This is a genomic window from Arthrobacter sp. AD-310 (genome assembly GCF_054656615.1).
In genome coordinates this window covers 1-21,045 of the sequence record NZ_BAAHNO010000050.1, presented here as the reverse complement: position 1 = coordinate 21,045, position 21,045 = coordinate 1, and the positions used below count along the sequence as shown (strand labels likewise).

Sequence of the window (21,045 nt, the reverse complement as noted above, 5' to 3'; positions counted from 1 at the left end):
CAACAGGCCCCTCCGAAATCCGGAGCGCCGGCCCGGCGACGGAACTTAACCCTCTCTTGTAGCGGGTAACCCCCCGATGCGCGCTCACTCTTTTCAGGAAAGTGAGCGCGCATCGGGGTGCTTGATGCAGGGTACGACGGCGGGACGTCGCCTTTGCGCCTCAGCGCCCGCGCGGCACCTTCCGCACGGAAAGGGTGGTGGCGAGGAAGAACGTCAGGACCGAAGCGAGGATGACCAGCAGCGCCGGAGCCCAGGAGTCGGTGGCGTCGTGCACGAAGCCGACAAGCGGGGGCGCCACCGCGCCGAGCGCGTAGCCAAGGCCCTGCACGGTGGCGGACATCCGGCCCGCGGATGCCTGGTCCCGCGCCAGCTTGATGATGGCGATAAAAATGACCGTGATGCCGCCACCCTGGGCGATCCCGCCGGCAAGGGACCACAGCCACCAGAGTTGCGGCGCAAGGAGCAGCCCGGCCGGCACGGTGGTCCACAGAGCACCCAAGGTGACCGCCACCGCCGTCGTATTCCAATATTTGGCGGCGAACGGCACACCGAGGCCGCCCACAATGGCCAGGATCTGGAAGATCGAGGAAGCGGCGCCGGCCTCCGCGGCGCTCATTCCCAACTCGTCGTGCAAGTAGCTCGGCAGCCAGGCCGTTACCCCGTAGTAGGAGAACGCCTGCCCGCCGAAGCCTGCGGTCAGTCCCACGGTGATCCAGCCGGATCCGCTCACCGGCGGCAGCTTGACGCCCTGCCGGGTGTCCGCGGGGGCGGTGAGGAACGCGCTGCGGGGGCCCACTGCCAGGGTCCAAGCCACGATGGCCGCAACCGCGACGACGGCAACAGAACCAAGCGCAAACCTCCACCCGGTGAGGGCAGCGAGTGGCGCGGTGACCACCGAGGTCAGGAAGGAGCCGATGTTCAGGGCCGCGGTATAGATGCCCATCGCGGTCCCCTGCCGGGCAGGCGCGAAGTCGCGCCTGATGATCAGCGGGGCGGCAATGTTTCCCACCGTGATGGCGAGGCCGATGAGCACGGTTCCCGCCACCACCAGCGAGGGTCCGCCCGCCGAGCGGACCAGCACGCCTGCCAGCACGCCCAGGATGGTCAACGAGACGGCGAACTCGGCGCCAAATTTCCGCGCTGCAAGGGAAGCCAGCGGGGCCGCGAGCGAGAAGCAAAGGACGGGGATGCTGGTCAGCAGGCCCAGGACGACAGGGGAAAAGGCCAGCTCAGCCTGTATCGGGCCCACCACCGGGGCAACGGCCACGAACGGGCCCCGCAGGTTCAACGCCAGCAGGCCTATGCAGGCGAGCAGGATCCAGCTGTTGGGAAAACGGGAAAGGATCCGGCCGCTCATGCGGCGGACGGGGCAAGCAGCGGTTTCATCACTCCCATTGCTATCACGCCCCGCCACCGCGGAGGTTCCGGCACCCGGAGCGGCCGCCTGCCATACGATGAACATCACGCCACGAACTCCGGGACGAAGGACACCGCCATGCCGCACCGCCTTGCCATCCTCGACGACTACCAGGACGTTGCACACGGTTTCGCCGACTGGTCCGCGCTGGAAGCCGAGGGCGTCACCGTCACCACCTTCCGGAAGCCCTTCGCCACCCAGGACGCCCTGGTCTCCGCCCTGGCGGATGTGGACATCGTTATCGCCATGCGGGAGCGAACGGCGTTCCCCCGAGGCGTGTTCGAAAAACTGCCCGCCCTCCAACTGCTGGTGACCACCGGGATGGCCAACGCCTCCATCGACGTGGCAGCTGCCACAGAGCACGGGGTCACGGTGTGCGGCACGCCCGGCTCCCCCACAGCCGCGCCTGAACTGACCTGGGCGCTGCTGCTCGCCGCCGCACGGCACCTGCCGGCCGAAGAGAACTCGCTGCGCGCCGGTGAATGGCAGTCCACGGTCGGTTTTGAGCTGGCCGGGAAGACGCTGGGAATTGTGGGCCTCGGGAAGATCGGGCGCCGCATAGCCGGCTATGCCCAGGCGTTCGGCATGGACGTGGTGGCATGGAGCCAGAACCTTCCGGCCGAGGCGGCGGCGGAGGCCGGGGCACGGCTTGTGTCCAAGGATGAGCTGTTCCGGCTGGCGGACGTGGCCACCCTCCACCTCCGGCTGTCCGAACGCTCCAGGAACACCGTCGGGGAAGCGGAACTGCGCCTGCTCGGGCCCGAGGGCATCCTGGTCAACACGGCCCGCGGACCGCTGGTGGACCAGGACGCCCTGATCCGGGCGCTCACCCAGGGCTGGATCCGCGGCGCTGCCCTGGACGTGTTTGATGAGGAACCCCTGCCCGCCGGACACCCCCTGCTGGCCGCGCCGAACACTGTCCTGTCGCCGCATCTTGGGTATGTCACCCAAGAGAGCTACCGGCAGTTTTACGGCGGCGCCTTCGAGGATGTCACCGCCTGGCTGGCGGGGTCCCCCATCCGCACCCTCTCCTAGCGGAGTTCGACCTCCAGGGCCTGGAAGTCGTCGGCCGCGTGCCGGCCCACCAGGATCCGGAACGTGCCCGGCTCGAACTGCCAGCCGCCGTCGTAATGGGCGAAGGACCGTGCCGGGATCCGGATCTCGACGTTCCCCGTTCCCCCTGGTGCGAGGTGCGTTCCGGCATAGCCGGCCAGCCAGCGGACAGGGCGCTGCACCGCGGATTCCGCGCGTTCCAGGTAGACCTGCACCACTTCGCGTCCGGAGCGGCTGCCGGTGTTGCGGACCGGAACGTGGACCACCACGTCAGTGCCGGCCGGCACGGATTGCGGCGCATGGGGGGCGGACAGCTCGAAGCTGGTGTAGCCCAGGCCGTAACCGAACGGCAGGGCGGGGGCCGCGCCGCCTTCGGACTGTTGCTTGAGCCAGGCGCGGTAGCCCACGTGGATCCCCTCGGAGTAGACCACCTTGCCATCCACCGGCGTGGTGTCCAGGACGGGCACGTCCTCGAGCGCTGCCGGCCAGGTGGTGGGCAGGCGGCCGCCCGGCTCCTCGGCGCCGGTCAGGATGTCCGCGATGGCGCGGCCGAATTCCTGGCCGCCGAACCAGCCGAGCAGGACCGCTCCCACCTTGTCCAGCCAGGGCATGAGGACGGGCGAGCCGGAGTTCACCACCACAACGGTGCGCGGGTTGACGGCGGCAACGGCCTCCACCAGCTGGTTCTGGTATCCGGGCAGGTCGAGGTCCTTGCGGTCGAAGCCCTCGGATTCGATGGCCGCGTTGGTCCCGACCACCACGACGGCGACGTCGGCGGCCTTTGCGGCTTCCACGGCGGCGTCGATCTCCGCCTGCGGGTCCGCGACGACGGTCTCCTCGCCCAGGAGGATGGCGGTGAAGGGGATCACCTGCTGCTCGGGCAGCTGGTAGACGGCCTCGACCCGGACCGCTTCACCCGCGGCGGTTTCCACCGGGTGGACGGTCTTGGGCGGGTCGAAGAGGGCAGCTCCAAGCACGTCGGTGTCGTCCTCGATCCCGGCGTTGAACACCTCCTCGCCGTTAAAGGAAAGCCGGATGTGCCCCACGGTGCCCACGCCCAGGTGGTGGACGCCGGCGGTGGGCGCCGTCCAGTCAGCTTCCATGCGGATGGCGGCAGCGCCGTCCGGAATGCCGACGCCGAACCAGATCAGGTGCGACGCCAGCCGGTCCTCACCGGAAATTTCCGAGCCGTCCCCGGCCAGGAAGGTCACCCGGATGCCGGGAACGTTGGAGACCGGGTTATGCAGTGAGGTCCGCGGGAAGGCCTGCAGGCCTTCCGCGACTTTGGCGCCGCGGGCATAGGTCACAGTGACGTCCTCCGACAGCACCTCCCGCAGTCCCTGGAGCGGCGAAATGGTGTACTTGGGCATCACGGTGGCGCTGCCGCCGCCCTGGGTGCGGGCTTCCTCGGCGTTGTGTCCGCTGACCGCAACGCTGGTCAGGGACGCCGGGTCGAGCGGGAGCAGCCCGTCCCGGTTGCGAACCAGGACAGCACCCCGGACGGCCACTTCACGTGCGACGGCGGCGGCGTTGAGGGGAGCCGGAAGTTCCGTGACGGCGGGGGCAACAGAGTCCAGCGAACCGACGCGGGCAGCCAGGCGGAGGATCCGGATGACCTTTTCGAGGATGGCGGCCCGGCTGACCCGGCCATCATTAACGGCGGCGAGCAGCTTGGGGCCCCAGTGGCCTACCGGCCCCGGCATCTCCAGGTCCTGGTGCGCGTTTGCTGCGTCCACCGACCGAACGCCGGTCCAGTCCGAGACGACAACGCCGTCGAAGCCCCACTCGGTGGACAGCGGCGTTTTCAGCAGATCGTTTTCGCTGGCGGTGGTGCCGTTGATGGAGTTGTAGGAGCTCATCACCAGCCAGGCGCGCGCTTCGGTGACGGCGTCTTCGAACGCGGCGAGGTACAGTTCGCGCAGCGGGCGCTCGTCCACCACTGAGTCCGCGGTGAACCGGTCCGTCTCGGCCTCGTTGGCGAGGTAGTGCTTGGGAGTGGCACCGACGCCCACCGACTGCACGCCGGCCACGTAGCCCGCCGCAAGCGTGGCAGTGAGGCGGGGATCCTCGCTCATGCATTCGAAGTGCCGGCCGCCCAGCGGTGAGCGGTGCAGGTTGATGGTGGGGCCGAGGACCGCGTGGACACCCTTGCGCCGCGCCTCCTGGCCCAGGACCTGCCCATAGCGGTGCGCCACCTCCACGCTCCAGGTGGCAGAGAGGGCGGACGACGACGGCAGCGAGACCGAGTCGTGCCGCTCGTCGAAGTCTTCGCCCCGCACACCCGACGGACCGTCCGAGAGGACCACACGGGAGAGGCCGATGGAGGGCAGCGCATGGGTGGCCCAGACATCAGCGCCGGTCAGGAGCTGGATCTGCTGTTCCAGGGGAAGGCTCCCGGCAAGTTCCCGGATGCGCGCCTCGGCGTCCGGGGATCCGGCCGCGGGTGCCGTCACGGCGGGGGAAAGCGTGGGGTGCATCTATTTGACTCCTTTGATGCGGGCGACGAGGACGGCGCCGATGATGCCGACGACGGCCCCGCCGATGAAGAGGGCGGGATAGCCGCCGAGGGTGATGACGGGGAACGCCAGGGCGGGGACGAGGGACTGCGGCAACGCCTGGGCGATGTTGAAGACGCCGAAGGTCTTGGCGTTCTCGCTCTGGCTGCCGGGAAGAAGGTCGGTGATCAGGGCAACGTCCACTGCTCCGAAGCAGCCCAGTCCCAGGCCGGCGATTGCCTGGCCCACCAGGACCTGGTCCGTGGTGGTACTGGTGGCGATGACCACCAGGCCGGCCATCATGATGACGGCGGAGGCGATGACCATGGCCTTGCGCTTGCCGATCCGGTCGCTGATCCAGCCGCCGGCGAAGCTGGTAACCACCGTGCCGAGGGAGCTGACCAGTGTTGCCTGGAAGACAAGGGTGGCTACCTCGGTTTCCGCTACGCGCAGGTGGTCGGCGAAGAAGTAGGGCAGGTAGAGGAGGCCGGCGCAGTAGCCGATGTAGACGAGGAACTTGGTGAACCAGGCCCAGCCCAGCCCGGGGTAGGTTCGGGGGTTGAAATAGAAGGACCCGGCTACTTCCCTGAGGTTCAGCGGTACTGGTTTCTCGGTCAGCACCCGGTCCTTGAACGTGAAGGCGAAGGTAAGCGCGATCGCCGTTCCCAGGGCTCCGGGCACCACGGCCATCTGGAATGCATTGTCGAACAGCTGGGCAAAGTACGCTGCGGCAACCAGGCCGATCGGCAGCGTCATCCCGATGAGTCCGGACAAGCGGCCGCGCTCGGCGGGTGCGGCCTGGTCCGGGAGGGTGGCTACCAGCGCGGCGAGCGCTGCGTTGAAGCTGAGCTGGGCGATCACCCAGGCAGCCAGCACGCCTGCCACGTTGGTGGCCGCGCCAAGGATGACCAGTGACCCCATTCCCACCATGGAACCGCCCACGATCCAGGGTTTCCGCATGCCGAACCGGGACGTGGTGCGGTCGCTCAGCCGGCCGAAGAACGGGTTGGCGAGCAGTGCTGTCAGGGCTCCGACGCCGGCCACCAGGCTGAGTGCACCGGCGCGGGTTTCCGGCGTCGTGATTTCCGAGACCTTGATGGCCAGGACGACCAGGGCGGGTGCAAGGACGGCCATCCACAGGCCGGCGCTGGCAATCGGCATGCCGATGACATAGGCGCGGGGAGTTTTGGCGGGTGCGCCCGGCACGGGAGCGCCTGGGACGGGAATGCTGGAAGTTCTGCCTGCCGGTAGCGCAGCAGAATCCTCGGTGTTGGTCGTAACGGCCACGATGCCTCCTACAAAAAGTGACCCTCCGTTGGGTCCTGGAAAGATAGTAGCGGCAAAAACCGAGTGTGACTAGATTTTTAATTCCGACAGTGAAATACACTGGCCCAATGCCTTCTTCCAAACCGCGGGGCCAGTACGCAAAGGGCGCCGAACGCCGCGAACAAATCGTCCAGACAGCCACCGATGTCTTTGCCACGGAAGGCTTTGAGGGCACGGCCCTGAAGCGTGTTGCCGAGCGGGTGGGCGTGAAGGAAGCAACACTGTTCCACTATTTCCGCGGCAAGCAGGAACTGCTGACCGCCGTACTGGCCGAACGGGACCGCCGCAGCCTCGCGGCCATGGAGGAGGCAGGGGGACTGTCCCTGATGGTCCAGTCCGCCAAGCGGAACCGCAAGGAACCCGGCCTCACCACGCTGTATGCCGTGGCGTCCGCCACCGCCAACGATCCGGGGCACGATTCGCACGGGTACTTCAAGGACCGGTATTCGGAGGTCGTCGACGTCCTGACGGCCGACATCGAGAGCAGGCAGGCCGCGGGCGCGGCGCGCTCCGACCTGCCTGCACGGGACCTGGCCCGGCTGGTCGTCGCTGTGTCCGACGGCCTGCAGCTGCAATGGCTCTACGACAAGGATGTGGACGTGGCCGACGGCCTGACCCAATTCATTGACGTCCTCATGAAGCCATAGCCCTGAACGCCAAAAGGGCACGTTGCCCTTTGACGTTCGCTCCAAGTGCCTTAGCTTTGCAGTACACCGGACACACTTCGAACCTCCCAACGACGCCAGGAGAACAATGTCCTATTCATTGCAGCTGTACACCCTCCGCAACGCCATCGCGGAGGACCTGCCCGGCACCATCCGGAAGGTAGCGGACATCGGCTTCACCCAGGTGGAGCCCTACAACTTCGTGGCCACAGCCAAGGAACTTGGTGACGCACTGCGGGCGAACGGCCTCACGGCTCCTTCCGGCCATGCTCCGCTGCTGAGCCAGGACCAGGACGAAATCTTCGCCGCAGCGAAGGAACTCGGGATCACCACAGTCATCGAGCCGTACATTCCGGCCGGGCAGTGGAAGAATGCGGACGATATCAAGGCCACTGCCGCGAAACTCAACGCGGCCGCGAAAAAGGGCGCCGAGTACGGGATCCGGGTTGGCTACCACAACCACCAGTGGGAACTGGAGTCCAGCATCGAAGGCCGGACAGCCCTGGAGTACTTCACGGACCTGCTGGACCCGGAAGTGGTCCTGGAGGTGGACACGTACTGGGTGGCCGTCGGCGGCCAGGACCCGGTTGACCTCCTCACCAGGCTGGGCGGCCGGGTAAAGCTCATCCACATCAAGGACGGGCCCCTGACCACGGACACCAAGGCCCAGCAGCCGGCGGGCCAGGGCCAACTCCCCGTCATCGACGTGATCGCGGCAGCAGCATCATTGGAAACCGGAGTGGTGGAGTTCGACGACTACGCCGGGGACATCTTCGAGGGCATCAGCCAGAGCCTGTCCTTCCTGAACGCATCAGGTGATGGGATCAAGGCATGAGCACCCCCGCAACCGACCAGCCGGCGAAGACGGGCCCGGTCGGCGTCGGCGTCATCGGCGCCGGGGTCATCAGCAAGCAGTACCTGGACAACCTCACCACGTTCCCGGACCTGAATGTCCACGTCATCGCCGACCTCTTCGAGGAGGCCGCTGAGTCCCGCGCCAAGGAATACGGCATCGCCGAATGGGGTGCGCCGGAGCTGGCACTGAACCATCCCGACGTCGAGATCATCGTCAACCTGACCATCCCGGCAGCACACGTTGAAGTGGCAACGGCCGCCGTCAACGCCGGGAAGCACGTCTGGACCGAAAAGCCGATCAGCCTTGACCGGGAATCCGGCCACGCCCTGCTCAAGGCTGCCGACGCCGCCGGCATCCGACTGGGTACCGCCCCGGACACGTTTCTGGGTGCAGGCCTGCAGACAGCCCTCCGCATGATCCGGCGCGGGGAGATCGGCACCCCGCTCACGGCGATGACCACCTTCCAGACCCCCGGCCCGGAATCGTGGCACCCCAACCCGGCGTTCCTGTTCCAGCACGGCGCCGGACCACTCTTCGATATGGGCCCCTACTACCTCACTGCCCTCATCCAGGCGTTCGGCTCCATCCGCAAGGTGGCCGCCGTCGGCTCCAAGGCCAAGGAGGTGCGCGTCATCGGCTCCGGCCCCAGGGCCGGCGAGGAGTTCGCCGTCGAAGTCCCCACCCATGTCTCGGCCATGGCCCAGTTCGAGTCAGGGGCATCCTCGCACAGTGTCTTCTCCTTCGAGTCCCCGCGGGTGCGCATGGGGTTCGTGGAAATCACCGGCACCGAAGCCACCCTGTCCCTGCCCGACCCCAACTACTTCACCGGGGACATCAGGCTCTGGCGCACCGGGGACGAGGACTGGAACACCGTTGCCGCCACCGGACCCGCCAACGGACGCGGCATGGGCGTGCTGGACATGGCACGCTCCATCCGCGCCGGGGTACCCCACCGCGCCACCGGAGACCTCGGCTACCACGTGCTCGACAGCATGGTCGCCATCACCGAATCCATCCGCAACGGCACTTTCATCGACGTCACGAGCAGCACCCCTGCGTCCGCGCCCCTTCCGGAGGACTGGGCGCCGGAAACTGCAACACTCACATAAAGGAACATTTCCATGGGCCACACCATCCGCAAGGCAACAGCGGACGACGCCGGGGCGCTCGCTGAGCTGGCGGCCGTCACCTTCCCGCTCGCCTGCCCGCCGTCGTCGTCGCCCGGGGACATCGCAGCGCACCTGGCCAATACCCTCAGCGAAAGCCATTTCCAGCGGTACCTCGCCGACCAGGACACCACCGTCCTGGTTTTGGATTCCGGCGCCAGGCTGAACGGTTACAGCCTCCTGGTAAACAGGCCGCCCGCGGACCCGGACGTCGCCTCCGTGCTCACGCTGCTCCCGTCCGTGGAGATCAGCAAGTGCTACGTCCATCCTGAGCACCATGGGCTGGGCGCCGCGGCCGAGCTGATGCACGCCAGTCTGCAGGCGGCCGCCGCGGCGGGCGGGGCAGGAACATGGCTGGGCGTCAACAGCCAGAACGCCCGGGCCATCCGTTTTTACGAGAAGTCCGGGTTCGCCAAAGTGGGGACCAAGTCCTTCCAGTTGGGCAGCACCGTAGAGCACGACTTTGTCATGGAACGGGCTGTCCCCTGAACCCTCAGCCGCCTGGCTGGTTGAGCCCATGCGAGGCCAGGCTGCCCGGCGGATAAGCCAGCGGCGGCCGCGGTTCGGCCAGGAGCTTGAGCCCGGGCGGCAGCCCCTCTATACCGCCCTGGGTTCCCGAGGCGGTGATGGTCACGCGGGACGTATCCAGCAGGACGTTTTCCGCCCGGAACCTCCCGACAGCCTCAGGCAGGATCGGAGCCAGGTGCACCACCCCGCGGGTGAAGACGGGGTCGAAACGGAGCAGGATCCGGGCCAGCTGGACCGGCGCTGCAGCGGCCCACGCCTGCGGGGAACAGGCTGTGGGATACGGCACCGGGCCGGGGAACTCTCCGCGGTCGAAGCCGCAGAAGAGTTCCGGCAGGCGGTTGTCGAAATGCGCGGCGGCATCGAAGATTCCCAGGGCCACGCGCTTGGCCTCGTCCACGAATCCGTAGCGCATCAGCCCGGTGGCGACCATGGCGGTGTCATGCGGCCAAACTGAGCCGTTGTGGTAGCTCACCGGGTTGTAGGCGCCCATGTCCGAGGCGAGGGTGCGGATGCCCCAGCCCGTGAACATCTGCGGGGACATCAGGTGCTCCATCACGGACTCCGCTTTGTCCTTGTCCACGATGCCGGTGAAGAGGCAGTGGCCGATATTGGACGTCAGCGCGTCGACGGGACGCTTATCCTTGTCCAGCGCCACGGCAAAGTATCCCTTGTCCGGCAGCCAGAACCTCTTGTTGAACTCTTCCTTGAACGCCGCCGCCCGGTCGGCCCAGTGCTGTTCAAGGGCGGTGTCGCCGCTCCAGTGGGCCAGCAGCGACCGGCCCAGGTAGGCCGAATAAACGTAGGCCTGGACTTCGCACAGCGCGATCGGCGGCTCCGCAATTGTTCCGTCGGCAAAGTTGATGCCATCCCAGGAGTCCTTCCACCCCTGGTTGACCAGGCCGTGGTCGTTGGGCCGGAGGTATTCAACGAACCCGTCACCGTCCCGGTCCCCGTACTTTTCGATCCACTCCAGCGCCCGGTCGGCGTGCGGCAGCAGCGGCCGGATTACATCCTTGGACAGTCCCCAGCGGCTTAACTCACCAAGTATTGCCACGAAGAGCGGGGTCGCATCCGCCGTCCCGTAGTAGGCCGTGCCGCCAAGGGACAGGCCGGCTGTCACCCCAAGGCGTACCTCATGAGGGATGCGGCCCGGTTCTTCTTCGGAGTCAACATCCACCTTCTTCCCCTGGATGCCGGCCAGTGTCTGCAGGGTGCCCAGGGCCAGGTTCGGGTTGACCATGAGGCTCATGTAGGACGTAATCAGCGAATCCCGCCCGAAGAGGGCCATGAACCATGGTGCACCGGCGGCCACGGCAGCCCGGTCAGGATGGTGTGCGTCGAAGATGCGCAGGGCGCCGAGGTCGCTCTGGCTCCGGTTGAGCAGCTCCTGGAGGCCTACGTCCTCGATGCTGAGCCGCGGGACTCCTTCTTCCCAGTCAAGGTGCCTGCGCACCCCTTCCCGGCGGGCAGGCAGCTGGCCCTCCTGGAAGGGCTTTTCCGGTGGCCGGCCGTTGACCAGCGGCACCACGATGACGCTGGTGGCCCACTTTCCCCGGGCCGGTATGGTGACGTGGAACCTCAGCCCCTGTGTGGTAACTTCTGCGCCGCGGGCCCGGACGGCGGTCCCGCGCTGCTGTCCGTGCCGCTGGGCCTCGATCACCAGGGAGCCGTCCGCCACGGTGCGGGTGGTGTCGTCGGCGCCGCTGGTCCGGCCGCCCTTCACGTCGAAGAGGTCCGCCTGGTCGGCATCGACCAGCAGCTCGATATCGCATTCCACCGGCTCGGCCGCGAAGTTCTCCAGTGAGATGTCGTCCTGCATGCCCGGGCCGATGTGGCGCACCTGCCGGACCACCAGCGGGCTGTCGAACCTGCCGCCGGGCCAGGCGGCCCTGCCCACGAATGTCGCTTCGAACGGATGAAGCCGCTGGGCGGTCAAAGGTTCGCGCAGCGCGCCGTTGATGCGGAGCACCCAGCCGGAGACGATCCGGGTGTCCTGGAAGAACGCGCCGTTGGTGCCGCTGTCGGCGCTGATGTCACCGCTTCCGGACGAGATGCAAAATGAGGAACCTTCCAGGACCGTAACCGACCCCGAGTCGGATACGGATGCCTCGTTGTCTGCATTCCAGGCGGTCATCTAAGGGCTCCCTCCCCGAGCGGCAGGAGCTGCCGGTGTCGGATACCGGGCAGCCGTCCTTATAGATTCTGGTGCACGGCGGCGGCATCCGGAACCCCTCCGGGCGTTCTCCCTTCCACAAGTTCCCGGAACAGGAGGAGGTGGTCTTCCACCATCCGACGGGCACTGAACCGTTCCTCCACGGCCTGCCGGCAGGTTGCCCTGTCCAGGGCAGCAGCGGCCGGCACAAAGTCCGCGAGGTCGTCCACGGAACCGAGGAAACCCGTCCGGCCGTGCTCGATGATTTCGGGAGCCGAGCCGATGGATGTGCCGATGACCGGGGTTCCGGTGGCCAGGGCCTCGATCATGACGAGCCCGAACGGCTCGGACCACTGAATAGGGTTGAGGAAGGCCACGGCTTCACCCATCAGCTTGTATTTCATCGAGTCGTCGATCTCCCCCACGAACTCTTCATTGGATCCCAGCATGGGTTCGACGACGTCCCTGAAATAGCGAAGTTCGTCTTCTTCACGCATCTTGACGGCGATGCGCAGGGGCACGCCGGCCCGGCGGGCAATCATGATGGCTTCCGGAAGGCCCTTGTCGGGGCATGCCCGCCCCACGAAGCACAGGTATCCGCCGGTTCCCGTCCCGACCGGGACCGAGGAGATGTCCATGCCGTGGTGGATGACGCGCGTGACTGGCACGTCGGGTGCATGCGAGGCCTGGTCCCGGGAGATGGCGATGATCGCGCCGTGCCTCCCGATCGCGCGGTAGACGTCCCCAGCCTCCCGGCCGATGGGGCCGTGGATTGTGGTCACTGTCGGGACGCCGCTGGGGCGGTGCAGGTACAGCGGTCCGGACAGCGTGTGGTCGTGGATGATGTCCACGTCCTGGAGGCCTTCATAGGCGCGGACCACGTGGCTGGACTCGGAAAGGCTGATGTTGATGCCTCCGGGGTCGGCCGCCCGCATGCCGGGAACCCTCGGGACCGGGCAGGTACTGTCTGACGGCGCGGCGAGCAGGACCTCATGCCCCGCCGCTGCGAAGCCCCGCGCCAGCGTGTCCACCACCCTTTCTGTTCCCCCATAAGTCACGGGTGGAACAGGAATCCAGGGTCCTGCAACAAGTCCGATCCGCATTCTGGCCTCCAGAGAACGAGGCCGGGCTCCCCAGCCGCCAGGCACATACCGCGCAGGACATGCGTGTCCCGCCGGGATTCCGAGATTTTTGATGGCGTCTGCTTCACCTACTTCAGAACTATTGCCCACGATCGCCGTCGCCACAAGGGCCCGAATGTGCCGCATCTCATAACGCAGCCCGGAATGACCGCTTCGGCTCTCCGGTTATGCACGGCATGAAGGTTGAGATCTGGTCTGATGTTGCGTGCCCGTGGTGTTTCATCGGCAAGCGCCGCTTTGAGTCCGCCCTGGCTGAATTCCCGCACCGCGAGTCGGTTGAAGTGGCCTGGCGCAGCTACCAGCTGGATCCCACCCTGCCGGACCACTACGACGGCACCGAGCTGGAGTACCTGGGCACCCGCAAGGGCCTGCCTCCGGAGCAGGTGTCCCGGATGTTTGAGCACGTCGCCCTGCAGGCGAAAGGCGAAGCCCTGGACTACCGCTTCGACAAGGTGGTGGTGGCCAACAGCTTCACAGCCCACCGGCTGATCCACCTCGCGGCCGCGCACGGCAAACAGGATGCCGCCAAGGAACGGCTGCTCAGCGACCACTTCGAGCACGGCAGGGACATCGGCAGCCGTGAATACCTGACGGCCCTCGGCAAGGATCTGGGGATCGGCGCCGGCGAGGTGGAAGAACTCTTCACCACGGACAAGTACACCGACGACGTCCGCTCCGATTTCGCCGAAGCACGGTCCCTGGGCATCAGCGGTGTTCCGTTCTTCGTCATCGACCGGAAGTTCGGCCTGTCCGGAGCGCAGCCCGCGGAGACGTTCACTGCAGCCTTGAACCAGGCCTGGCAGGACGCCAACCCGCTGGTGATGGTCGGCGCCGGCGAGGGCGCCGATGCCTGCGGCCCCGACGGCTGCACGGTCTGACATCCCGCAGGCCATACCTCCGGTTTACTGACACATCGCGGTAAAGTGTCTGTATGCCACGGATATCAGCGGCCAGCAACGCCGAGCAACGCGCAGAGACGCAGCGCCGCATCCTTACGGCCTTCGGCGAACTCCTTTTCTCCCACGGGCTTCCCGGCCTCACCATGACGGACGTCGCCCGGCACGCCGGCGTCGGCCGTACCGCCGTGTACAACTATTACGCGGATATCGAAGAGCTGCTGATCGCATATGCGCTGGAGGAAACGGAGAAGTTCCTCGCCGAGCTGCGCGAATCCCTTGACCGCCTGGACAACCCGGTGGAACGGCTGGCCCTGTACGTGCGCGCCCAGGTGGTGGACCTCAGCCGCCGCCACCTGCCGCCGGGACCCGCGATGGGCGCGGTGCTCTCGCCGTCGTCATTTGCCAAGCTGGCCGACCATGTGGGCGAGCTCAGTGTCCTCCTGCAGGGGATCCTCCGCGACGGGATGGAGCAGGGCTACCTCCCGGCGGCGGACGTGGGCCAGCAGGCGCAGTTGATCCTGGGCACCCTCTCTTCCAGCGCCGCCAGGGGCAGCGACGAGCCCGCCGAACTGGAAGCCCGGGTGGCCCGGACCGTGCGGTTCATCCAACTGGGGGCGGGGGCAAGGTTCGACGACGCCGGCCGCCCCGTCCGGCTCGCCCCGCTTCCCGCCGTCGCCGGCTGACTTGCCCTGGCGCTTTTGGCCCCTGTCAGGCGGCTTCCGCAACCAGGACTGACAGGGCAACCGGGTCAGGAGGCGGGCGCCGCCGAAGGCATCACCGGCCACTTGTCGTCGTCGGCAACCCGCCGGCTTTCCCTGGGACAGCTGAGCTTGCCCGGCGTCTGGTCAACAAGGTCCGGCGGGACGAGGGCGCCGTAGTCCCGCGACAGGATCACATCCACGCTGCCGTCCGCCCGGCCGTCCTGGAAGTAATCCGATCCTGCGAGGTGCCGCTGCACCGTGAAGGCCGCGGACTGGCCCGCGGCACCGGAAATCACCGCGGCCACGCCCCGGTAGGTGGCGTCGATATTGGCCACATCGGCCACCACGAACTTCCGGGCCAGAAACTCGTCGGCAACAGAGCGCGCCAGTCCGGGCCGGCTGGTGGAGTTGAACACGTTCATGGTGACCTGCTCCGGCGGCAGGTAGTCGAACGTGCCGGCGGGGCACGCTGCCACCTTCTCCTCGGCGGGCTCCGCGGTGGGAAGGGTGAATCTTCCGTTGAAGATCGCCAGTGCGGTGACGATGCCGGCCGCGATCAGGCCCAGAAGGAGCACCAGGACGATGCCGTGAAGCACGCGGCGGCGCACCCGGGCGGTATCGTCCGCGGCGGCGGCGTCGAAGGTGGCACGGAGCTCCGGGCCGCTCACCACATGGTGTCCGTGCAGGACGCTGGCGTCCTGCACCTTCTTCCTAGCCATCAAGCTTCCTAGCCATCAAGGACCAGGACCCGGGCGTGGATCGCTGTGCGCTGGTGCAGGGCGGTCCGGACAGCGCGGTGCAAACCGTCCTCGAGATACAGCGTCCCCTGGTACTGCACCACGTGCGGGAAAAGGTCACCGAAAAAAGTTGAATCCTCGGCCAGCAGCGCTTCCAGGTCCAGGGTGCGTTTGGTGGTTACCAGTTCATCCAGCCGGACCGGCCGCGGCGGCAGCGAAGCCCAGTCCTTGGGCGTGCTGTAACCATGGTCGGGGTAAGGGCGGCCCTCGCCCACAGCTTTGAATATCACCCTGCAACACTAGGCATCCCGCGGAGGGGAGCGGAAGTGCCCGGCCGTGCCGCCTTCAGGTTGTAGCCAAACAGTGACCATGTCACAGGCGGTGATTTTCGGCCGCCGGTTTCCGGAGGTCCGGACCGCTGCTGACAGAATGGGGCCATGACAGCTTCCCATTCCCCCGCCGCCTCCACTCAGGTTGCGCGGCCGCAGTCCTCGCCGCCGCTGGCGCTCCTGCTCGACGTTGACGGGCCTGTGGCAAGCCCCCTGACACGCGACGTGAAACCGGAGATCATCGGCGACCTGGTGGCCCTGGCTGCTGCCGGAATTCCTGTCATCTTCAATACCGGCCGCTCGGACGCCTTCATCCGGGAGCAGGTGATGGACCCCATGATCGCGGCCGGAATGCCCGCCGGCACCCTCGTGCACGCGGTCTGCGAAAAGGGCGCCGTATGGTTCAGCTACACCTCCGCCGGCCCCGGCCCCGTCCACGTGGACCGGGACCTGGCCGTACCGGCGGCGTACGGCGACGACATCCGCCGGCTCGTGGCCGAGGACTACGCGGCGCACATGTTCTTTGACGAAACCAAGCGGGCCATGGTGTCCGTGGAGCAACACATCGACGTCCCCAACGACGACTACCTGGCCGAGCAGAAACTCTTCGACGCCGACGCCATGGAACTGATGGGCAGGCACGGGCTGGGCGTTGTGCGGCTGGACCACCACGCCCCGAATTCCGACGACGAGGTGGACTACCGCGTGGACCCCACCATCATTTCCACGGACATCGAGTCTGTGCGCCTGGGCAAGGACCTGGGCGCCAGCCGTGCCGTGGAGTTGCTCGCTGCGCAGGGCATCACACCGGAGGCGTGGCGGACGGTCGGTGACTCGCGCACCGACTACGCCATGGCGGACTGGCTCCACCACAACGACCACGCCGTCAAGCATGTGGATGTGCGGCCCGCCGACGGCGTTCCGGTTAAGCCCTACGAGGTCCTGACCGCCGCGGACCTTGGCCTTGGGGCAGCAGTGATCCACGACGACGCCGGCGGAGCCTTCCTGCGCAGCTGGCGGGAGGCGCTGGGCATCTAGGCCCTGGTTGGGGGTCGTGCGAAACTTGCTGTTTCCCCCACGCGGATATCATGCAGGTAGACATGCTTACTTCCAGCAGCACGGAGACAGCCATTACAGAAGCACCGGTACAGGATGAGGTTTACTTCGGCGGGCAGGCGTCGGTAGAGGAACAGTTCCACGAGGAAGCGACCTCTGCGGCGGCCGAGCGGCGCCTGAAGCACCGCCCCGACGTCATCTGGCATAAGGGCCGCTACGCCCTGATCAACTACAACAGGACGCACTACCAGGCGATGGTGGAGGACCTGTTGTTCCTGCGGAACGTCCTCGCGGAGGCCGGCCTGGCCTACCTCCTGGTGCGCGGCAACAACGACCGCCCCGTGATAGCCCTTGACTGGAAGGACCGGAAGAAGCTCCGGGCCGCCCTGGTGGAGGCCTGCCGCGACGAACCCTTCTACTCCATGACCGTGGATGCGAAGAAAAAGAGCGCCGTCCTGGTGGCCGATGGGGCGCTTGCCAACAGCAAGCAGACGCGAATTTTCCGCCTCTACCGGCCGCGGGTGGAGCCAGGTGGCGGTTTCGAGTTCGGCGCCTCGGCAGGTGTCCAGCTGGAGCTCTGGTCCTTCGAGGGCGAGGAAATCATCCTGCCGATCGAGAATTCGCTGACCCGCCGCACCATGCTCCGGCAGGACGCCGTCCGCGGCACCGTGGAACGGTACGGGCACACGTGGCCCACCATCGAGAACATGTTCGCGGACCACGCCAGCGACATCAGCTTCGACATCGACATCGTGTTCTCGTGGGTGGACGGCAGCTCCCCGGAGTACATCGCGGCCCGGCGCGCCCAGCAGAAGGGCCACGTCCTGGGCGAAGGCGACGAACACGAGGCGCGGTTCCGGCAGATCAACGAGCTGAAATACGCCCTGCGGTCCGTCTACATGTTTGCGCCGTGGATCCGGCATATCTACATCGCCACGGACTCCCCCGCCCCGTCCTGGCTGGCGGACCACCCGTCCGTCACCATCGTGCGCAGCGAAGAGTTCTTTTCCGATCCGTCCGTGCTGCCCACGCACAACTCCCAGGCCGTGGAATGCCAGCTCCACCACATCGAAGGACTCTCGGAGCACTTCCTGTACTCCAACGACGACATGTTCTTCGGCCGGCCCGTCAGCCCGGACCTGTTCTTCACCCCGGGCGGCATCACCAAGTTCATCGAGGCGGAAACCCGCATCGGCCTGGGCGAGAATGCCGCAGAGCGCAGCGGATTCGAGAACGCGGCACGGGTAAACCGGAAGCTGCTGTGGAACAGGTTCGGCCGGATCACCACCCGCCACCTGGAGCACACTGCCGCTCCGCTGCGCCGCAGCCTGGTGGCGCAGATGGAGGAGGAGTTTCCTGAGGAGTTCCGGAAGACGGCTGCCAGCCGTTTCCGCGCCGCGGACAACATCTCCGTCACCAACTCCTTCTACCACTACTACGCGCTGCTGACCGGCCGCGCGGTCACCCAGACCGCCGCGAAGGTCCGCTACGTGGACACGACATTGCGCAGCGGCCTGAAGTACCTGCCCAAGCTGCTGTCCAAGCGGAACATGGACTTCTTCTGCCTGAACGACGGCAGCTTCCCGGAGGTGGACGCGGACGAGCGCGCCGCAGTGGTGACTGACTTCCTGGAGAAGTACTTCCCCGTCAAGGCCCCCTGGGAGAAGTAGCAACCTGTCCCGGGCAGCACGGCCCCGCTAAACTTGACAGTGCCGGTCCCCGCATGGGACCGGCACTTCGTTTTGGCCTTGGCCTGGAAGACCCGCATGGTCAGCGGCCGGAGGAGACACCCATCCGGGCGCCGCTGCGCTCCTTGGTCTCGGGGATCCGGATACCTGCCGCCTCCAGGCGCCGCGCGGTTTCCTCGGGGGCCACGTACTCGCCCACGGTTCCCCAGGTGCCCATCGGGACCACCGAGTGCACGATGGTGTGCTCGTAGACGTGCACCAGGTTGAACGCCTGGCCGCCGTCCTGCCCGCGCGTGCCGCCGACGGGCACGTTGAGGTCCTGGGTGTAGCAGCTGGCCGAGGCCACGGACACCGGGATGCCGGCGAAGGAGGCTGTGGTGGAGTAATGCAGGTGGCCGGCCAGGATTGTCCGGACATCGGAGTTGCGCACCACCGCAGCCAGGCTGGCCTGGTCCCGCAGTTCCACGAGCACCGAGAGGTCCAGGACGGACGGTACGGGCGGATGGTGCAGGGCGAGGATGGTCCCGTCCGGGGCCGGGGTTTCCAGCTCGCGGGCAAGCCAGTCGAGTTGGCACTCGCTCAGTTCGCCGTGGTGGAAGCCGGGAACGGACGTGTCCAGGGTGATGACGCGCAGTCCGTTGATGAAGTAGCTGTTGTCCACGGGCGCGTCACTGCCGGGCTGGTCCAGCAGGCCCTGCCGGAAGTTGGCGCGGTTGTCGTGGTTGCCCATGGCCCAGATGACTTCCGCACCCAGGGCCTCGCAGGCGGGGTCCACGATGGCGCGCAGCTTCTTGTATGCGCCGGGTTCGCCCTTGTCGGCCAGGTCGCCGGTGAAAATGACAGCCTCAGGCCTGGCCCCGGACGCCCTGACTTCGTCAAAGAGCTGAATGAGGCGGGCTTCGCTGTCAACGACGCCGTAGAGGGGATCCGGACCTCCCAACAAGTGGGGATCGCTCAGGTGGAGTAGGAAGTGGCGTGGCCGGGGGTGCTCGGCCTCGATGTGCTCCATTGCTACCTCTGTGGTCGGTGGGAAGCGGCTCTTCCCTGGTACCCTTCAGTAATATTTATCCAATCAGACATTTGGCAAACTTTGGGCAAATCGCCGGAGCCAATGTGGAAAAAGATAAAAGAACTGCGCTTTTGCGCAGGGAATTCGGCGAAGCACGGGTTTTTTGCCAGGCACCCTTTGCCGGCGGGCACGGGCCAGTCATTCAGGCCGGGTCGAAGCCTCAACCTGGGCTGCATCGGTTCCATCCCTGGGTAGATCCCCACAGGGGGGATTCGTCGCCGCGCCCTCCCCGGATTGTCCCGCGGCTTCCAGCACCGGTCCGGTGATCGATTCCAGCAGGCACTTCGCCAGCGCATCGACGACGGCAGGCACCGTGGGATCCGCTTTGGTTCCCGCTGCCGGCACGGCAGGACCAGCGGGCAGAGCCGGCACGGCAGGACCAGCGGGCAGAGCCGGCACGGCAGGGTCTGTCGGCGGAACAGGAGCGGCAGGGGTAACGGGATCTGTAGCGGGCGTCGGCGCTTCGGGTGACGGCCCGGGTCCGGGCGAACCGGTTGACGGTTCTTCGGTAGCCGGTGGAGCGGGTTCTGTTGCAGGCCCGGCGGTGGGGGTTTCCGATGCCGGAGGGTCGGTAGCTTGCAGGGGCGGGTCCGTGGGCGCGGAGGTCGGAGCCGGGTCGGCGGGCAGTGCCGTCTCTTCGGACGGTCCGGGAGGCGTCGCCGCCGGTTCTCCGGTCCCCGCCGGGGCCGCCGGCTCCCCCGTGACAGCGCCTCCGGAATCCGACGGCGTCAGGGGCGGCGCCGCCGTCGGCATGGCTGTGTCCACCGCGGCAAGGCGCGGTGTGCTTCCCTGCCCGGCCGGGACTGGCGCTCCCGGAACGATCCAGTTGGGGGCGGCCGCGGGAGTGCCGTCGCCCGGCGCGTAGGAGAGCATCCCGGATTGCCCGTCCCCGGACAATGCTTGCAGGGGAATGAGCGTCCAGCCGAGGGGGCTGGTGTGCCGGCCGTTCAGGATCGTTTCGAAATGCAGGTGGCACCCCGTGGACCACCCGGTGCTGCCGACGCGCGCAATGGTTTGGCCCGCGTGGACCTGGTCGCCGCTGCGCACTGCGATGGAGTCCAGGTGGTTGTAGGTGGTGATGAGTCCGTTGCCGTGGTCGATCTCAACCCTGTTCCCGCCGCCCCACAGATGCCACCCCGCAGCCCGCACCACTCCGGCATCAGCGGCGTGGACAGTGGTTCCGCAGGCGGCTGCATAGTCCTGGCCAAGGTGGAAGTCCCCGGCTTTCCCCGACAGCGGGCTGATCCGGAAACCAAACGGCGAACTCGGGTACAGCGCAGCCAGGGGTGCCATCAGGTAGCCGGCACGGGGCCGGCCGAATCCGGTCGGCCCAATGGCGTGCACCGGGCTTTCCCCGGCGGCAGGGCCGGGGACACCACCGGTGCCGGCGGGGACACGGCTGCTGCTGACGAGCGCCCGCGGATAGGTTATCGCCGCGCGGGCATCGCAAAAGATGGCGGCCGGCAGCGCACCCGGAATGTACGACGGCGGCAGGCCGGGTCCTGCGGCAGCGGAACCGCCGGACATTCCCACAACGCCCAAAGCCGCACCGTGCCAGGGTTGGATTTCCGTTGTGGCGTCCGGGCCTGTTGCGCTGCCCGCTGCGGGGAGGGCGCAAATCACCGCAAAGGCTCCGGCAGCAGCCATGGCACGTCCCGCACGGACAGGACGCCCGCCGTCCTTGCGACTACCGCGATACGTGCCCACAATGAACCCCACGACGTATGCTCCGCCGTGTCATGACGGTATGACCTATGGGACCACAC

At 67.1% G+C, this 21,045-nt stretch carries 18 protein-coding genes; 9 read left to right on the top strand and 9 right to left on the bottom strand.

Going from position 1 to position 21,045, the window contains the following annotated elements:
• Positions 1-160 precede the first annotated feature (160 nt).
• Positions 161-1,357: an MFS transporter gene (locus ACYQ1Z_RS20055; protein WP_459794305.1), complete on the bottom strand. Its 1,197-nt coding sequence runs from the start codon at positions 1,355-1,357 to the stop codon at positions 161-163.
• A 138-nt stretch (positions 1,358-1,495) separates the two neighbouring features.
• Here ACYQ1Z_RS20055 and ACYQ1Z_RS20050 point away from each other — a divergent pair, with 138 nt between their 5' ends.
• On the top strand, positions 1,496-2,452 hold the full coding sequence (locus ACYQ1Z_RS20050; RefSeq protein WP_459794304.1) for a D-2-hydroxyacid dehydrogenase family protein: 957 nt from the start codon (positions 1,496-1,498) through the stop codon (positions 2,450-2,452).
• On the opposite strand, the gene ACYQ1Z_RS20045 is transcribed toward ACYQ1Z_RS20050, so the two are convergent.
• Positions 2,449-4,947 (bottom strand): beta-glucosidase family protein, encoded by a 2,499-nt coding sequence (locus ACYQ1Z_RS20045; RefSeq protein ID WP_459794303.1) that lies wholly within the window; start codon positions 4,945-4,947, stop codon positions 2,449-2,451. The two genes, ACYQ1Z_RS20050 and ACYQ1Z_RS20045, sit on opposite strands and share 4 nt — an antisense overlap.
• Complete coding sequence (locus ACYQ1Z_RS20040) at positions 4,948-6,171, bottom strand: MFS transporter (protein ID WP_459794302.1); 1,224 nt, start codon at positions 6,169-6,171, stop codon at positions 4,948-4,950. It abuts the gene before it with no gap.
• A 188-nt stretch (positions 6,172-6,359) separates the two neighbouring features.
• Here ACYQ1Z_RS20040 and ACYQ1Z_RS20035 point away from each other — a divergent pair, with 188 nt between their 5' ends.
• The 4 genes from ACYQ1Z_RS20035 (at position 6,360) to ACYQ1Z_RS20020 (ending at position 9,467) form a co-directional block, all read left to right on the top strand.
• A complete protein-coding gene (locus tag ACYQ1Z_RS20035; RefSeq protein ID WP_459794301.1) occupies positions 6,360-6,938 on the top strand; it encodes a TetR/AcrR family transcriptional regulator in 579 nt (192 codons plus the stop codon).
• Positions 6,939-7,044: 106 nt separating this feature from the next.
• A complete protein-coding gene (locus ACYQ1Z_RS20030; protein ID WP_459794300.1) occupies positions 7,045-7,791 on the top strand; it encodes a sugar phosphate isomerase/epimerase family protein in 747 nt (248 codons plus the stop codon).
• On the top strand, positions 7,788-8,921 hold the full coding sequence (locus ACYQ1Z_RS20025; RefSeq protein ID WP_459794299.1) for a Gfo/Idh/MocA family protein: 1,134 nt from the start codon (positions 7,788-7,790) through the stop codon (positions 8,919-8,921). Before ACYQ1Z_RS20030 ends, ACYQ1Z_RS20025 begins: the two co-directional genes overlap by 4 nt.
• Before the next feature lie 12 nt (positions 8,922-8,933).
• The gene (locus tag ACYQ1Z_RS20020; RefSeq protein ID WP_459794298.1) at positions 8,934-9,467 is read left to right on the top strand and encodes a GNAT family N-acetyltransferase; all 534 of its coding nucleotides are present in this window, start codon (positions 8,934-8,936) and stop codon (positions 9,465-9,467) included.
• Between the two features lie 4 nt (positions 9,468-9,471).
• On the opposite strand, the gene ACYQ1Z_RS20015 is transcribed toward ACYQ1Z_RS20020, so the two are convergent.
• Together ACYQ1Z_RS20015 and ACYQ1Z_RS20010 are read right to left on the bottom strand one after the other, a co-directional pair.
• Complete coding sequence (locus ACYQ1Z_RS20015; RefSeq protein WP_459794297.1) at positions 9,472-11,640, bottom strand: amylo-alpha-1,6-glucosidase; 2,169 nt, start codon at positions 11,638-11,640, stop codon at positions 9,472-9,474.
• Positions 11,641-11,699: 59 nt separating this feature from the next.
• The gene (locus tag ACYQ1Z_RS20010) at positions 11,700-12,761 is read right to left on the bottom strand and encodes a glycosyltransferase family 4 protein (protein ID WP_459794296.1); all 1,062 of its coding nucleotides are present in this window, start codon (positions 12,759-12,761) and stop codon (positions 11,700-11,702) included.
• Between the two features lie 215 nt (positions 12,762-12,976).
• Between ACYQ1Z_RS20010 and ACYQ1Z_RS20005 the strand changes: the two genes are divergently transcribed.
• Positions 12,977-13,678 (top strand): DsbA family oxidoreductase, encoded by a 702-nt coding sequence (locus ACYQ1Z_RS20005; protein ID WP_459794295.1) that lies wholly within the window; start codon positions 12,977-12,979, stop codon positions 13,676-13,678.
• Between the two features lie 53 nt (positions 13,679-13,731).
• Positions 13,732-14,382 carry a TetR/AcrR family transcriptional regulator gene (locus tag ACYQ1Z_RS20000; protein WP_459794294.1) on the top strand — a complete coding sequence of 217 codons (651 nt, stop codon included), beginning with the start codon at positions 13,732-13,734 and terminating at the stop codon, positions 14,380-14,382.
• A gap of 65 nt (positions 14,383-14,447) precedes the next feature.
• Here the strand turns inward: ACYQ1Z_RS20000 and ACYQ1Z_RS19995 are convergent, their stop codons facing one another.
• Entirely contained in the window at positions 14,448-15,119 is a 672-nt protein-coding gene (locus ACYQ1Z_RS19995) for a LytR C-terminal domain-containing protein (protein ID WP_459794293.1), read from the bottom strand.
• An 8-nt stretch (positions 15,120-15,127) separates the two neighbouring features.
• Positions 15,128-15,427 (bottom strand): type II toxin-antitoxin system VapB family antitoxin, encoded by a 300-nt coding sequence (locus ACYQ1Z_RS19990; RefSeq protein WP_176716556.1) that lies wholly within the window; start codon positions 15,425-15,427, stop codon positions 15,128-15,130.
• 147 nt (positions 15,428-15,574) lie between these two features.
• Here ACYQ1Z_RS19990 and ACYQ1Z_RS19985 point away from each other — a divergent pair, with 147 nt between their 5' ends.
• Complete coding sequence (locus ACYQ1Z_RS19985; protein WP_459794292.1) at positions 15,575-16,504, top strand: Cof-type HAD-IIB family hydrolase; 930 nt, start codon at positions 15,575-15,577, stop codon at positions 16,502-16,504.
• A gap of 50 nt (positions 16,505-16,554) precedes the next feature.
• Positions 16,555-18,192 carry a stealth family protein gene (locus tag ACYQ1Z_RS19980; protein ID WP_459794291.1) on the top strand — a complete coding sequence of 546 codons (1,638 nt, stop codon included), beginning with the start codon at positions 16,555-16,557 and terminating at the stop codon, positions 18,190-18,192.
• Positions 18,193-18,292: 100 nt separating this feature from the next.
• Here the strand turns inward: ACYQ1Z_RS19980 and ACYQ1Z_RS19975 are convergent, their stop codons facing one another.
• Together ACYQ1Z_RS19975 and ACYQ1Z_RS19970 are read right to left on the bottom strand one after the other, a co-directional pair.
• Positions 18,293-19,219 (bottom strand): phosphodiesterase, encoded by a 927-nt coding sequence (locus ACYQ1Z_RS19975; RefSeq protein ID WP_459794290.1) that lies wholly within the window; start codon positions 19,217-19,219, stop codon positions 18,293-18,295.
• 198 nt (positions 19,220-19,417) lie between these two features.
• Positions 19,418-20,926, bottom strand: coding sequence for a M23 family metallopeptidase (locus ACYQ1Z_RS19970; RefSeq protein ID WP_459794289.1), 1,509 nt, complete (start codon positions 20,924-20,926; stop codon positions 19,418-19,420).
• Between the last annotated feature and the right edge of the window lie 119 nt (positions 20,927-21,045).

Coding starts and splice junctions, on each gene's coding strand:
- ACYQ1Z_RS20055 (WP_459794305.1), bottom strand. CDS start 1,357: ATGAGCGGCCGGATCCTTTCCCGTTTTCCCAACAGCTGGATCCTGCTC.
- ACYQ1Z_RS20050 (WP_459794304.1), top strand. CDS start 1,496: ATGCCGCACCGCCTTGCCATCCTCGACGACTACCAGGACGTTGCACAC.
- ACYQ1Z_RS20045 (WP_459794303.1), bottom strand. CDS start 4,947: ATGCACCCCACGCTTTCCCCCGCCGTGACGGCACCCGCGGCCGGATCC.
- ACYQ1Z_RS20035 (WP_459794301.1), top strand. CDS start 6,360: ATGCCTTCTTCCAAACCGCGGGGCCAGTACGCAAAGGGCGCCGAACGC.
- ACYQ1Z_RS20030 (WP_459794300.1), top strand. CDS start 7,045: ATGTCCTATTCATTGCAGCTGTACACCCTCCGCAACGCCATCGCGGAG.
- ACYQ1Z_RS20025 (WP_459794299.1), top strand. CDS start 7,788: ATGAGCACCCCCGCAACCGACCAGCCGGCGAAGACGGGCCCGGTCGGC.
- ACYQ1Z_RS20020 (WP_459794298.1), top strand. CDS start 8,934: ATGGGCCACACCATCCGCAAGGCAACAGCGGACGACGCCGGGGCGCTC.
- ACYQ1Z_RS20015 (WP_459794297.1), bottom strand. CDS start 11,640: ATGACCGCCTGGAATGCAGACAACGAGGCATCCGTATCCGACTCGGGG.
- ACYQ1Z_RS20010 (WP_459794296.1), bottom strand. CDS start 12,761: ATGCGGATCGGACTTGTTGCAGGACCCTGGATTCCTGTTCCACCCGTG.
- ACYQ1Z_RS20005 (WP_459794295.1), top strand. CDS start 12,977: ATGAAGGTTGAGATCTGGTCTGATGTTGCGTGCCCGTGGTGTTTCATC.
- ACYQ1Z_RS20000 (WP_459794294.1), top strand. CDS start 13,732: ATGCCACGGATATCAGCGGCCAGCAACGCCGAGCAACGCGCAGAGACG.
- ACYQ1Z_RS19995 (WP_459794293.1), bottom strand. CDS start 15,119: ATGGCTAGGAAGAAGGTGCAGGACGCCAGCGTCCTGCACGGACACCAT.
- ACYQ1Z_RS19985 (WP_459794292.1), top strand. CDS start 15,575: ATGACAGCTTCCCATTCCCCCGCCGCCTCCACTCAGGTTGCGCGGCCG.
- ACYQ1Z_RS19980 (WP_459794291.1), top strand. CDS start 16,555: ATGCAGGTAGACATGCTTACTTCCAGCAGCACGGAGACAGCCATTACA.
- ACYQ1Z_RS19975 (WP_459794290.1), bottom strand. CDS start 19,219: ATGGAGCACATCGAGGCCGAGCACCCCCGGCCACGCCACTTCCTACTC.
- ACYQ1Z_RS19970 (WP_459794289.1), bottom strand. CDS start 20,926: ATGGCTGCTGCCGGAGCCTTTGCGGTGATTTGCGCCCTCCCCGCAGCG.